Source organism: Saccharothrix sp. CB00851 (assembly GCF_001905065.1).
Taxonomy (GTDB): domain Bacteria; phylum Actinomycetota; class Actinomycetes; order Mycobacteriales; family Pseudonocardiaceae; genus Actinosynnema.
Genome location: NZ_LWLC01000002.1, coordinates 1 through 13050, shown reverse-complemented (window position 1 = coordinate 13050; position 13050 = coordinate 1). Strand labels below are relative to the sequence as shown.

The window sequence follows — 13050 nt, the reverse complement described above, 5'->3', positions numbered from 1 at the left end:
GTAAGTGCTTGATCGCGCAGAAGAGTGACGCACCCTGCGGAAACGAGTGATATTCGATCGTTATCCGGCCGAATCGCGGCGGTTGCTTGTGATTTACATCACAGCAGCATATTCACCTATCGGGTGATAGCGCCGGCGGCGTCCAGGCGAGGAACTTCGACACCCGCGCCGTCCCGATCGACGCCGGCACGGAGCGCATCGCGGCGTCGCGCAGCGTCACGGCCAGCGGGTTGCGCAACCTGTGCCCCACCCGCCCGAGCAGTCGTGACGCCTTCGCCATCGACTGCGTGCGCGGACGGCGTTGCCGGTCGTAGGCCGCGAGCGCGCTCGGCACGTCGTCGGCACGGGCGCACGCCGCGGCCAGCACCACGGCGTCCTCGATCGCCATGCACGCGCCTTGGCCCAGGTAGGGCGTCATCGCGTGGGCCGCGTCGCCGAGCAGCGCCACCCGGCCGCGCACGTAGGTCGGCAGCGGCACGGCCAGTTCGTGGATGTCGTGCCGCAGCACGGTGTCGGGCGGCGTGGCGTCGAGCAGGCTGGGGATGGGGTCGTGCCAGTCGCCGACGAGGCGGCGCACCTCGCCCCACTCGTCGGCCGAACGGCCACCGGCGGGCGCGACCGTCGCCGCGTACCAGCAGACCCGGCCGTCACCCAGTGGGAGCACGCCGAACTCCGTGCCGGGACCGAGGGTCTGGCTGATGCCGAGGTCGCGCGGGAACCGGGCCGTCGTCACGCTCCGCCACGCCGTGGTGCCCGCGTACACCGGCTGGGGCATCCCCGGGAACAGCGCCTGCCGGGCGCGGCTGCGGATGCCGTCCGCGGCGACCACCAGGTCCGCGTCCAGGTCGTCCACCGACGTCACCTCGGCGTCCGTGACCAGGCATTCCGCCGGCAACGCCGACCGCAGCACCCGGTGCAGGTCCGCCCGGTGCACGGCGACCACGCGGTCCTGCGCCGGGTCCACGCGGGTCAGCGTCCGCCCCTTCGGGTCGCGGATCGTCCCGGCCACCCGGGGCGTGCCGATCCGCCGCACGTCGTCGGCCAGCCCCAGCGCCTCGAACGCCCGCATGGCGTTCGGCATCACGCCGACACCCGCGCCGACCTCGCCGAACTCCGGCGCGCGTTCGAGCACCTCGACCTCCCACCCGACGCGCCGCAAGGCCACCGCCGCCGTGACACCGCCGAGGCCACCGCCCACCACGACCGCCTTCATCGTCCCACCCCTTCTACACCTGTAGAGAACCCGTACTCTACAGGCGTAGAAGGAGGAGGCAAGTGACCGAGCGCATGGCCGCCCTCGCCGACGCGGCGATCCACGTGGTGGCCACCAAGGGCATGCGAGGCCTGACCCACCGCGCCGTGGACGCGCAGGCAGGCGTGCCACCCGGCTCGACCTCGGCCTACTTCCGCACCCGCAAGGCGCTCGTGGAGGGCGTCGTGCAGCGGCTCGCCGACCTCGACAACGCCGAGGTGGTCGAGGCGCGGGTGAACGTCCCGCTCGACCCCGACCTGCTCGCCGAGGGCATCGCGCACGTACTCGACCGGTGGATGACCACCGCCCGCGAGCGCACCCTGGCCCGGTACGCGTGCTTGCTGGAGGCCACCCACCACCCCGAGCTGCGGGGCATCCTGGCCCACGGCGAACGGCCTCGGGCGCAGGCGCGGGAGTTGCTGACGGCGTTGGGCGCGGAGGACCCGGAGCGGCAGAGCCGGGACCTGGTGGCGTTCATCGACGGCCTGGTGTTCGACCGGCTGGTCGGCGCGGGCGCGCTCGGGGCACCCGCGCCCGGCACCCCGGAAAGCCGTGCCGAACTGGCCGCCGCGGTCCGCGGTGCGCTGCGCGGCGTGCTCGGAAAATGAGTGGCAGCCGCCGCTATCGTGGTTCGCATGTGGGCATTCCGGGTCTTCTACCTCTGAGCTCAGGGCAGCCGTCAACCCCCACGCGCCACGCGTGACGGGGTCATCGAGCCAACCCTGACCAAGCGGAGATTCCCGTGTCACACATCGCTTTCTTCAACATCCCCGGCCACGGCCACGTCAACCCGACGCTGCCCGTCGTCACCGAGCTGGTGAACCGGGGCCACCGGGTCACCTACGCGGTCGACCCCGGTTTCGCGTCCATCGTGGACAAGGCCGGCGCCGAGCCGGTCGTGTACCCGACCGGCCTGCCGACCGACGACCGCGAGTGGCCGACCGAGATGGCGCCCGCGATGCGGCTGTTCCTCGACGAGGCCAAGTCCGTGCTGCCGGTGCTGGAGGCCGCGTACGCCGACGACCGGCCGGACCTCGTCGTGCACGACATCGGCGCGTGGACCGCGCGCCTGCTCGCCCGGCGCTGGGGCGTGCCCGCGATCCAGTTCTCCCCCACCTTCGTCACGTACGAGGGCTGGGAGGAGGAGATGGCGCACCTGTACGACGCCCCTGAGGTGGAGGCGTTCTTCACCGACCTGGACGAGTGGCTGGCCGCCGAGGACTGCCCGATCCCCGGTCGCACGTACGTCGGCCACCCGGACCGGGCGGTGGTGAGCATCGCGCGGTCGTTCCAGCCCAACCACGAGTCGGTGCACCCGAAGTACACGTTCGTGGGACCGTGCCTGAGCGACCGGTCGTCGTTCCAGGGCACGTGGGAACGCCCCGCGGGCGACCGGCCGGTGCTGCTGGTGTCGTTCGGGTCGGCCTACACCAACGAGCCGGGGATCTACCGGCGGTGCTTCGAGGCGTTCGGCGACCTCGACTGGCACGTGGTGATCAACATCGGCAAGTACGTCGACCCGGCCTCGCTCGGCGAGCCGCCGTCGAACGTGCAGCTGCACCGGTGGGTGCCGCAGCTGGAGATCCTGTCGCACGCCAAGGTGTTCATCACGCACTGCGGCATGGGCGGCACGATGGAAGGGCTCTACCACGGCGTGCCGATGGTCGGTCTGCCCGTGCTGGGCGAGCAGGCCATGAACGCGATGCGCCTGGTCGACCTGGGTGTCGGCAGGCACCTGGAACGGGACGAGGTCACCGCGGCCGACCTCCGCTCCGCCGTGCTGGAACTGGCCGACGACCCGGACGTGGCCGCGCGGCTCGCGGCGATCAAGGCCGAGATCCGGGCGGCGGGCGGCACGACCGCGGCGGCCGACGTGATCGAGGCGGAACTCGGGTAGCGAAAAAAGGGGGCGGTGCCGTCGGCGCCGCCCCCACCCCGTCTACGCGGATCGCTCGTTGCTGCCCAGCCGGGGGAACGGGTCGGTCGAGAACACGACCTCCACCGGTACCTCGAAGTACTGCGCGATGCGCAGCGCCAGGTACAGGCTGGGGCTGTACTCGCCCCGTTCCAGGTAGCCCACGGTCTGGTAGTGGATGCCCAACGCCTCGGAGAGCTGCCGGCGTGACACTCCCCGTTCCGCGCGCAGCATCGCGATCCGGTTGTAGACGCTTTCGCTCATCGCACCCTCTGCAACGCCGCCTGACGGCGCTGCTCCATCTCCGCTCCGGACTCACGGCGAGCCATCCGACGCAGGATCGTAGGCGCAAGCAGGAAGCCGACCACCGCCCACACCCCGAGCACACCCACCATCTCCAGGATCCGCCACGACCCGCCGAGTTCCGCGACCGCCGCCGCGTCCGGCAGCAGCGCCGCCCGCGCGCCGTGGCCCGCCCAGTACACCGGGAACACCTGCGCCACGCCCTGCAGCCAGCCGGGCATCGCGGTGATCGGGTAGAAGATGCCCGAGATCGCGATCAGGCCCATCATCGGCAGCATGGTGATGCCCATCGCGCCGCCGGGACTCTTGGTGATCGACCCGGCGACCGCGCCCCAGGGCAGCATCGACGCCATGCCGAGCGCCAACACGGCGAGCAGGGCGAGCAGGCCACCCACACCCGCGTCCGCCAGCACGTTCACCAGGAACAGGCCGGGCACCAGCACGATCAGCAGACCGGACAGGGAGTCCAGCGAGGTCTGCACGGCCCGGCCGACCAGGTAGCCGACCATGCCGTGGGGCACCGCCTTGGCCCGCAGCAGGGTGCCGTCCTCGCGGTTCGTCGAGAGCTGGCCCGCGGGCCCGACCAGGGCGCCGAACACCATCCCCATGCCGAGCATGCTGGGCAGGGTGAGCGCGGCGAGCGAGACGCCGGAGCCGTCGATGGACGAGTCGCGCTGGAACCACAGCACGGTCAGCGCGGCGAGGCCGGTGAACACGTTGTACCACTGGTCCGAGCTACCCATGGAGTGGCGGAACTCGCGCACGCCGCGGTCCACGCCGAGCCGGATGGCCTGCGTCTTGGCGTTCACCGGAGCGCCACCTCCTCCTCGCTCGCCTGGCCGCTCTCGTGCCGCTGCACGAGTGCCAGGTAGGTGTCCTCCAACGTGCTGCGGCGCACCTCCAGCTCGGAGATGCCCGTCGCGTGCTGCCGGAACAGGTCGCGCACGAACGCCGTCGCGTCGTCGGCCGTGTGCACGTGCCGCGAGCCGTCGTGCGTCCAGCGGACCTCGGACCTGCCCTCGACCTGGCGGCTGAGCTGCTCGGGGCTGCCGTCGGCGATGATCCGCCCACCCGCCAGCACCAGGATCCGGTCGGCCAGCTTCTCCGCCTCGGCGAGGTCGTGCGTGGTGAGCAGGATCGTCATGCCCTCCAGGTCCGACAGCCGGTGCACCAGGTCGTGGAAGTCGCGCCGCGCGTGCGGGTCGAACCCGGCCGTCGGCTCGTCCAGGAACAGCAGGTCGGGCTTGCCGACGATGCCGATCGCCACGTCCAGCCGCCGCCGCTGGCCGCCGGAGAGGCTGCTGATCTTCTTGTGGGCGTGCTCGGACAGGCCGACGGTCTCGATCAGCTCGTCGGTGTCGAACGGCCGGGACTGCCGCGACGTGCTGTAGGGCGTGTAGTAGCGGCCGAGGTGGTGCAGCAGTTCGCGCACCCTCCAGCGGCCGTGGTCGCGCCACGACTGCAGCACCACGCCCAGCCGTGCGCGCCAGGCCTCGTCGCCGGTGGCCGGGTCGACGCCCAGCACCCGGACGTGGCCGTCGGAGGGCAGCCGGAAGCCCTCCAGGATCTCGATCGTCGTGGTCTTGCCCGCGCCGTTGGGCCCGAGCAGGGCCACCACCTCACCCGGGCCCGCGGTGAAGTCGACCCCGTGCAGCACGTCCGTCGTGCCGTAGCGCATCCGCAGATCGCGCACCTCGATGACCAAGAACCCTCACCTCCCCCTCGTCGGAGTTCTCGGTCATTTTGTAGCACACCTGCTATCGGCCGTACTACAACCGTTCCCTTACGGCTTATTTACTTCACGGGTTCGTGAATCTTCTGTATGTTGCGAAGTAGGTCCCTGAACGCACTGGGAGGTGTGCGAGATGACCGAAACGCTGTACGCCGAGCTGCCTTCACAACGCAGCACGGCCTTCGACCCGCCCGCGGAGTTGGGGTTGCTCCGCGAACGGGAACCGATCAGCCGGATGAAGTTCCCCGACGGCCACGTGGGGTGGCTCGTGACCAGCTACGAGCTGGCCCGCGAGGTCCACGCCGACCGCAGGTTCAGCAGCCGGGCCGAGCTGCAGCACTCACCGCGCCGGGTCAAGGGCGAACCGGTCCGGCAACGGCCACCGGCCAAGCCGGGCATGTTCATCGGGATGGACGCGCCCGACCACACCCGGTACCGCAAGCTGCTGACCGGGCAGTTCACCGTGCGGCGGATGAACCAGCTGATGCCGCGGATCGAGCAGATCGTGGCCGAGCACCTGGCCGCGATGCGCGCGTCCGGACAACCGGCGGACCTGGTGGCGGACTTCGCGCTGCCGGTGCCGTCGATGGTGATCTGCGAGCTGCTGGGGGTGCCTTACGACGAGCGCGAGTCGTTCCAGCAGGACACCGCCAAGCTGCTGAGCCTGGACTCCTCGTTCGACGAGATCATGGCGGCGTTCGAGCGGCTGGAGGAGTTCGTGCTCCAGCTGGCCAGGCGCAAGCACGTCGAGCCGGGCGACGACATGCTGACCGGGCTGGTCGCCACCGGTGAGCTGACCGACGAGGAAGTCGCCAACATGGGGCTGCTCCTGCTCGTCGCCGGCCACGAGACCACGGCGAACATGCTGGGCATCGGCACGTTGTTGCTGTTGCAGCACCCCGACCAGTTGGCGGCGCTGCGAGCGGACCCGTCGTTGGTGGACAACGCGGTCGAGGAGCTGATGCGCTACCTGTCGATCATCCAGTTCGGCACCGCGCGCACGGCGCTGGAGGACGTGGAGATCGGTGGCGTGGTGGTCCGGGAGGGCGAGACGGTCTCGATCTCCGTGGCCGCGGCCAACCGGGACCCGGCGCGGTTCGAGCGGCCGGACGAGTTCGACATCCACCGGTCCGCGGTCGGGCACCTCGGGTTCGGCCACGGCGTGCACCAGTGCCTGGGGCAGCAGTTGGCGCGGATCGAGATGCGGGTCGGGTTCACCGCGCTGTTCCGGGAGTTCCCGGACCTGCGGCTCGCGGTGCCCGCGGAGGATGTCAAGATGCGCACCGATATGGCGATCTACGGGGTGCACGAGCTGCCAGTGGAGTTCTCGTGAAGATCGAAGTCGATCCGGACCGGTGCGCGGGGTCGGGCATGTGCGCGTTGACCGACCCGGCGGTGTTCGACCAGGACGAGTCGGACGGGACGGTCGTGCTGCTGCAGCCGTCCCCGACGGGTGAGCACGAGCGGGCGGCGCGTGAAGCGGCGCACCTGTGCCCGGCCGGAGCCATCCGCGTGCTGGAGTGACGAGGGCTGCCGGGGCCGTCCACGGGCGGTCCCGGCGGCGTTCCTCGCGAGGTGAGGCGAACGCCGGAGGGTGAACCGCGGCTCAGAGCGACAAGTGCACGCGCAGTGCCTCGTCGAGCTGCTTGAGCACCGCGGGCGGCAAGCCGCCGATGCGGGCGCGAAGCCTGGCCGCGGCGACCGTGCGCACCTGCTCGGCCTGGGCCTTGGAGTCCGCGCCGAGCCCGCAGTCCTTGGCGGGCAGCAGCACCTGGAACGGGTACACCTTCGCGGTGTTGGAGGTGATCGGCACGATGGTCACCACACCCCGGCCGCCCCGTCCGGCGGCCCGGTTCGCCGCGTCGTTGCTCACGACCACGGCCGGGCGGATCTTGTTGGCCTCGGCGCCCAGCGCCGGCTCCAGGTCCACCCAGTAGATGTCACCTCGCCGCATCGTGGACACCGTCTGGCGCGGTCACGTCCCACATGTCGGCGTCTCCTCCGGCTTCCCATTCTTCCCACGCGCTCGCGTAGGCGTTCTCCAGACCCGCCTCGCGCAGCAGGGTGATCGCCTGGTGGATCACCGAGGAGCGCGAGGCGCTCCGGTGTTGCCGCAGGTAGCGATCAACGAACTCTACGTCCTCCTCGGGGAGGCTCACACTGATTTTCATACCACCGATGCTACCTGCGGTCGTACCCGGTAGGAACCTCCGCCCGGACGGCCGGGACGGGCCGCTTGACCGGCATCGCGAGGCCGATGAGCACGCCGATGAACGCCAGCGCGGAGACCGCGGCCATCGAGGCCGAGAAGCCGTCGCTGAACGCCTCCGCCGTCGCGTAGCCGCCGACGGCGCCGAACACGGCGACCGACACCGACGTGCCGAACACGCGACCGAACATGCGCAACATCATGAACACGCCGGACGCCTGGCCGATCTGCGGCGGCTGGACCGCGCTCACGACCGCCTTCTGCGCGGCGGGCATCGCCGCGCAGATGCCGATCGAGCCGATCACCAGCGGGGGCAGCACCTCCAGGTAGGCCGTGTCGGTGTCGATCACCACCGCCAGCCACGCCGTGCCGACCGCCTGCAGGAACAGCCCGCCGACCACGAACCTCCGCTCGCCGACCCGGTCGACCAACCGGCCCGCGATCGGCGCGCACACCATCAGCGTGCCGGTCCACGGCATCAGCATCAGGCCGGCCACCAGCGGGCCGTGACCCCGGACGACCTGGAAGTACTGCGCGAGGAAGAACATCGTGCCGTACAGCGAGGCGAACACCAGGAAGTTCGCCGGGTTGGCCGCCGCGAACGCCCGCAGCCGGAACAAGCCCATCGGGACCATCGGGCGCGGCGTGCGCCTCTCGTGGACCACGAACGCGATCACCAGCGCGATGCCGAGCACGGTCGACGCGACGACCTCTACGCTGCCCCACCCCGCCGCGTTGCCGCGCACCAGCGCCCAGATGACGCCGAACGCGCCCGGTGTCACCAGGGCCAGGCCGACCGGGTCCAGCCTGTCGTTCGGGCCGGTGCTCTCGTCGACCTTCCGCGCCGCGAGCAGGACCGCGACCACGCCTACCGGCAGGTTCAGCCAGAAGATCCACTGCCAGGCGAGGCCCTCGGCGATCGCGCCGCCGATGAACGGTCCGCTGAACGTGGCCAACCCGGTGAGCCCCAGGTACAGCCCCATCGCCTTGCCGCGCGTCCGCGGCGGGAAGACCGCGGTGACCAGCGTGAGCGACAGGGGCAGCACCATCGCGGCGCCCGCGCCCTGCAGCGCCCGGGACACGATCAGGAAGACGATGTCCGGGGCCAGCGCACAGGCCGCGGACGCGGCGGTGAACAGCACCAGACCGGTGTTGAACACCTTGCGGCGGCCGAATCGGTCACCCAGCGCCGCGCCGGTCAGCAGCAGTACCGCGAAGCTCAGGTTGTACGCGTTGACGACCCATTCCAGTTGTTCGATCGACGCGGTGAGATCCGCGCGGATCGTGGTCAGCGTGGTGGTCACGACCAGGCTGTCCAGGGCCATCATGAACGACGCCAGTGAGGCCAGGCCCAAGGTCCACGCCTGGGTGGCCGTCATCCGTCCGGTTTCGGTGTTCACCATTCTCCGTCAGCTCGAGTTGTCGGCGTCGGACAGGCGGTCAGGCGCGGAGCGAGCGCGGCAGCCCGAAGGCCGGCAGGAACGAGTTGTCGTGGAACCGGGTCACCCCGCTGATCCGCTTCCCGGTCAGGGTGAGCACCAGCAGGCCGTGCGCGTGCAGGATCGGTGTGCGGGGGTCCCGCACGTAGGCACCGAAGGCCGGCTGGCCGTTGGCGCGCGTCGGGATCAGCACGTACCGCCTGCCCTCTCGAAACGCCACCGTGGTCAGGAAACGACGGCTGTCGGCGATCCCGTGGTATTCCAGCGGCAGCGGCGGCATGGTGAGCCGTACGTCGTTGGCCAGCAGGGCTACCACCGCGTCCACGTCACCGGCCTGGAACGCCCGGGTGAAATCGTCCACGATCCGGCGTTCCAGCGGCGAGTTCGGCAACGGCGCACTGTCCCGGCCGGGCATTTCGCGGTCCAACGCACTCCGCGCCCGCTTCAGCGCACTGGTGACCGCGTCCTCGGACGTGTCGAGAATGTCCGCGACCTCCGCCGCCCGGAAGCCCAAGACGTCCCGCAGCACCAACACGGCCCGCTGCTTCGGCGGCAAGACCTGCAACGCGGCCAGGAACGCCAGCGACACCGACTCCCGCACCTCGTACCGCGCCTCCGGCCCGGGCAGGTGGTCCGCGACCTCGTCCAGCAACGCGTCGGGGTAGGGCTCCAGCCAACTCGGCTCCGACCGCCGGTGGGATGGTTCGGGCAACGGGACCCCCGTCCGGACGGCCACGGATTCGTTCGTCCGACGACCACCGGCCCGCAACGCGTTGAGGCAGCGGTTGGTCGCGATCCGATACAGCCACGTCCGCACCGACGCCCGCCCCTCGTACCCGCCGATCCCCCGCCACGCCGCCAACAACGTCTCCTGCACCAGGTCTTCAGCGTCCTGCACCGAGCCGAGGATCCGATAGCAGTGGACCTGCACCTCCCGCCGATACGGCTCCACGAGCCGCCGGAACGCCTCCCCATCCCCGCCTCGCGCCTGCGCGAGCAGCCGTTCGGCCAAGGCCTCGGTTCCGCCTACCGGCGGGATCCCTCGCATGGTGGCTCCTTTCCTGGGAGACGAGCTCTCAGATGGGTAGACACCGCCGGAGCCGAAAAGGGGTCGGTCGAGCCCAAGCGCTCCACCAGTCCACCGCCACCGCACATCCACCTGACGCACGGTCGGACACACCTAAGTCCAAACCCCCGGGACCGCACCACAAGGGCCCGCGACCCGCACATGCGCAGGTCACGGGCCCTCCAGCACGGTGGGGCGGGTGGGGTTCGAACCCACGACCTGACGGATTATGAGTGTCCAAGGTCACACTGCAAACGGCCGTGACCAGCGGCTATCTGCTACTTGACACGCACACGTTGCCGCACTGTCGACACTACTGTCCGCCGTTCATGGACAGGCTCGTGGACAAGAGCGTCCACATTGGACGTTGGCACCTCCGCCCGAGGAGGAGGGTCCAACGACAACGGACCAGCGCCAGCCCTCTCGTTGGCTAACTACCAAGAGTAGACATCCGTCGAGTGCCCAGCGAGAACGCGCGATCTGACTACTACACTCCGTGCATGGGCGAACTGCATCTGGCACAGATCAAGCGTCACTTGACAGACAACTACCTTGGTCACATCGACCTGACCGGTGCCAGCCAAGAGCACCACAAGCTTTCACGCGCAGTAGCCGCCCTTACTCTTGCCGCTCGTGCCGGGATCCCTGAAAGCACCGCAGGAAAGTCTGTCACAGATCATCCACTAGACGGCGGAATTGATGGCATTGCATACGCCGCAGACCGCGCAACTCTTGTCTTGGTACAAAGCAAGTGGACCGGCCAAGCCAACAGCGGCATAGATCAAGGTGACGTCCTCAAGTTCATCAACGGCGTCAGGCTCCTAGTTGGTAACAACTGGTCAGAGTTTGGCGGCCCACTTCAAGAACGACGTACCGAGATCGAGGATATCCTGTTCCAAACAGGCACAAAGCTTGAATTGGTTATTGCGTCGACCGGCACACATGAACTCGCCGATCCACAGAAAGCAGCGCTGAGCGAGTTCTGCGAAAGCATGAATGACACCACCGAGATCGCAAGCTACATCCACCTGAATCAAGAGCGGATTTATGCAAGCGTCGCCGCGTCACGAAACTCTCAGATCGACCTTGCGGTAAACCTTCGAAATTGGGGAAGTTATCAGGAAGCAGGCTGCGTAGCTTACTACGGAACCACTTCAGCCCAGGAGGTCGTTAAGTGGTACCAGGACCACGGGGATCTGATCTTCTCACGTAATATTCGAGGCGCACTGGTTGGAACAGATGTAAACGAGTCGATCACAACCACCGCAAGGGAAGATCCATCAAGGTTTTGGTTCTTCAACAATGGAATTACCGTCACCGCCGAAGCTTTCGAGCAGACGCCCTACGTGAATCAGAAGTCAGCAAATTTCACATTCAATCGAGCCAGTGTGGTGAACGGTGCTCAGACCGTAAGCTCGCTTGCCCAGGCCGCTATTCACCACCCTGAACTACTTGAATCAGCTGACGTGTTCGTAAGATTCGTAACGGTTGATGACCCAGACGGCGAGTTCGCCAGACTCGTAACTCGACGAACTAATACCCAGAACAGGGTCGGTGGGCGCGAGTTCGTCGCACTTGACCCACAGCAGGAACGTCTACGTATGGAGTTTTCCGTATCGGGCCTCCGATACGCTTATCGATCAGGAGAATCGGTGTCGGACCCCGCCAAGGGGTGCGATCTTACAGATGCAACTATCGCACTTGCATGTGCATACGGGATCAACGAGACAGTACTTGGCAAGCGGGAAATCAGCAGGCTTTGGGAAGACACCTCCAAGGCACCTTACAAGGCACTGTTCAACCCGTCGGTAAGTGCATCCCACGTCTGGATGGCCGTAGAATTGATGCGATGGACCGATCGCGCTTTGGAAAAGGCGCGCGAGCAGTACGATGGACGCAGCCGCCTGATTGCCGTACACGGAAACCGCATAATTCTCTGGGCTATCATGCGACACCTGAAACTCGCCGAAATGGAAAAGAACGAATCCTTTACACTGCCAATTTCGCAAAAAGATGTCGAGGTCGCAGTAAATAATGCGGTTGGACATCTACTGGAAATCGTCAACCAACAGTACCCGGATTCCTACCCTCAGCCGCTATTCAAGAATCAGACGAAATGTCGGACTTTGGGCGATCTTCTACTTAAGAAACTCGGCAGCTAACGTCTATGGTGGACTACGTGACAGAGTACCCAGAGCACCTCAGGTGGACAGTCCATGGCGAGCGGACTTTGTACGACAATCAGTGGGTGAAGCTCAACCTCGTTGACGTTGAACCGCCGGACGGTAGCCGTTTTGAGCATCATGTGGTCAAACTGCATCATGTGGCCGTTGCGCTCCTTTTCAATGAGCGCGAAGAGGTACTGACGCTGTGGCGATATCGATTTGCTGTTGACCAGTGGGGTTACGAACTTATTGGTGGACTAGTTGAGGAAGGCGAGGATCCGGCCGCTACGGCTGCGAGGGAATCCGAGGAAGAGACTGGCTGGCGGCCGATTGGTGAGCCTGAGCACATCGCTACTTTTCAGCCGCTGCCCGGCATGGTTGACGCTCCGGTGAATGCCTACATCTGGCGGAACGCTGAGAAGGTAGGCGAGCCGACCGACGCCGAGGAAGCCGCGCGGATCGAGTGGATTCCGATTGATCGGATGTTGGAGCTGATCAAGCGCGGTGAAGTGCTTGGGTCGGGGGCGATTGTGCCGCTGTTGTTCTACTTGGCTTCACGCAACGCCGGGTCCGCCGATCTCGGGTAGTTGCAGCTTGGCCAGTCGCTGGCGTTGGCGGTCGGAGCCGATGCGGGAGGCTAGTTGGCGGGCCTTAGCCGCGTAGTTCAGTGCTCCCTTGCTGTCGCCTGCGGTGGCGTAGGCGAAGGCTAGGTCGGCGTACATGTGGAGTTGGGCGCGGATGGCGGAGTGTGGGGACGTTTCCAGTTCCCGCACTGCCGCTTCTAGTGGTGCGTCTCGGAGGGTTGACCCGGTAATCGATCGGCTGGGTTGATCGGTCAGGCTGGTCCCGCATGTCGAGTGCGGGAGGTGGTCGTGGCTCGTCGTCCGAGCGTGTTCGTCAGGCCGTTGTCGATGGAGGAAGGCCGGAAGCTTCAGCGGGTCACCAGGACCGCGAAGGACCCGGTGCGGC

At 67.5% G+C, this 13050-nt stretch carries 14 protein-coding genes; 6 read left to right on the top strand and 8 right to left on the bottom strand.

Annotation, left to right across the window (positions count from 1 at the left end):
• Positions 1-112 precede the first annotated feature (112 nt).
• The gene (locus A6A25_RS04305) at positions 113-1213 is read right to left on the bottom strand and encodes an FAD-dependent monooxygenase (RefSeq protein ID WP_073886445.1); all 1101 of its coding nucleotides are present in this window, start codon (positions 1211-1213) and stop codon (positions 113-115) included.
• Between the two features lie 62 nt (positions 1214-1275).
• On the opposite strand from A6A25_RS04305, the gene A6A25_RS04300 reads away from it, so the two are divergent.
• Together A6A25_RS04300 and A6A25_RS04295 are read left to right on the top strand one after the other, a co-directional pair.
• The gene (locus tag A6A25_RS04300; protein WP_073886444.1) at positions 1276-1860 is read left to right on the top strand and encodes a TetR/AcrR family transcriptional regulator; all 585 of its coding nucleotides are present in this window, start codon (positions 1276-1278) and stop codon (positions 1858-1860) included.
• A 128-nt stretch (positions 1861-1988) separates the two neighbouring features.
• Positions 1989-3149 carry a macrolide family glycosyltransferase gene (locus tag A6A25_RS04295; protein ID WP_143192951.1) on the top strand — a complete coding sequence of 387 codons (1161 nt, stop codon included), beginning with the start codon at positions 1989-1991 and terminating at the stop codon, positions 3147-3149.
• Positions 3150-3191: 42 nt separating this feature from the next.
• Here the strand turns inward: A6A25_RS04295 and A6A25_RS04290 are convergent, their stop codons facing one another.
• From A6A25_RS04290 to A6A25_RS04280, 3 genes are read right to left on the bottom strand one after another with little or no spacing between them, the layout of a single operon-like run.
• The gene (locus A6A25_RS04290) at positions 3192-3431 is read right to left on the bottom strand and encodes a helix-turn-helix transcriptional regulator (protein ID WP_073886442.1); all 240 of its coding nucleotides are present in this window, start codon (positions 3429-3431) and stop codon (positions 3192-3194) included.
• A complete protein-coding gene (locus A6A25_RS04285) occupies positions 3428-4279 on the bottom strand; it encodes an ABC transporter permease (protein WP_073886441.1) in 852 nt (283 codons plus the stop codon). The genes A6A25_RS04290 and A6A25_RS04285 overlap by 4 nt, the downstream gene beginning before the upstream one ends.
• Positions 4276-5148, bottom strand: coding sequence for an ABC transporter ATP-binding protein (locus A6A25_RS04280; protein ID WP_083667972.1), 873 nt, complete (start codon positions 5146-5148; stop codon positions 4276-4278). The genes A6A25_RS04285 and A6A25_RS04280 overlap by 4 nt, the downstream gene beginning before the upstream one ends.
• Before the next feature lie 187 nt (positions 5149-5335).
• On the opposite strand from A6A25_RS04280, the gene A6A25_RS04275 reads away from it, so the two are divergent.
• Both A6A25_RS04275 and A6A25_RS04270 read left to right on the top strand, forming a co-directional pair.
• Positions 5336-6535, top strand: a complete 1200-nt coding sequence (locus A6A25_RS04275; protein WP_073886440.1) for a cytochrome P450 — start codon at positions 5336-5338, stop codon at positions 6533-6535.
• Positions 6532-6726, top strand: a complete 195-nt coding sequence (locus A6A25_RS04270) for a ferredoxin (RefSeq protein ID WP_073886439.1) — start codon at positions 6532-6534, stop codon at positions 6724-6726. Before A6A25_RS04275 ends, A6A25_RS04270 begins: the two co-directional genes overlap by 4 nt.
• Positions 6727-6808: 82 nt before the next feature.
• Here A6A25_RS04270 and A6A25_RS04265 read toward each other — a convergent pair whose 3' ends face one another.
• The 4 genes from A6A25_RS04265 to A6A25_RS04250 are packed head-to-tail and all read right to left on the bottom strand — an operon-like array spanning position 6809 to position 9898.
• Positions 6809-7156 carry a type II toxin-antitoxin system PemK/MazF family toxin gene (locus tag A6A25_RS04265; protein WP_073886621.1) on the bottom strand — a complete coding sequence of 116 codons (348 nt, stop codon included), beginning with the start codon at positions 7154-7156 and terminating at the stop codon, positions 6809-6811.
• Complete coding sequence (locus A6A25_RS04260; protein WP_073886438.1) at positions 7143-7373, bottom strand: ribbon-helix-helix domain-containing protein; 231 nt, start codon at positions 7371-7373, stop codon at positions 7143-7145. Before A6A25_RS04260 ends, A6A25_RS04265 begins: the two co-directional genes overlap by 14 nt.
• A 10-nt stretch (positions 7374-7383) precedes the next feature.
• Positions 7384-8814, bottom strand: a complete 1431-nt coding sequence (locus A6A25_RS04255; protein WP_241828495.1) for an MFS transporter — start codon at positions 8812-8814, stop codon at positions 7384-7386.
• 37 nt (positions 8815-8851) lie between these two features.
• A complete protein-coding gene (locus tag A6A25_RS04250) occupies positions 8852-9898 on the bottom strand; it encodes a sigma-70 family RNA polymerase sigma factor (RefSeq protein ID WP_073886437.1) in 1047 nt (348 codons plus the stop codon).
• A 518-nt stretch (positions 9899-10416) separates the two neighbouring features.
• Between A6A25_RS04250 and A6A25_RS04245 the strand changes: the two genes are divergently transcribed.
• Positions 10417-12078 (top strand): AIPR family protein, encoded by a 1662-nt coding sequence (locus A6A25_RS04245; RefSeq protein ID WP_083667940.1) that lies wholly within the window; start codon positions 10417-10419, stop codon positions 12076-12078.
• Between the two features lie 5 nt (positions 12079-12083).
• Positions 12084-12668 (top strand): NUDIX hydrolase, encoded by a 585-nt coding sequence (locus tag A6A25_RS04240; protein WP_073886435.1) that lies wholly within the window; start codon positions 12084-12086, stop codon positions 12666-12668.
• Positions 12669-13050 lie beyond the last annotated feature (382 nt).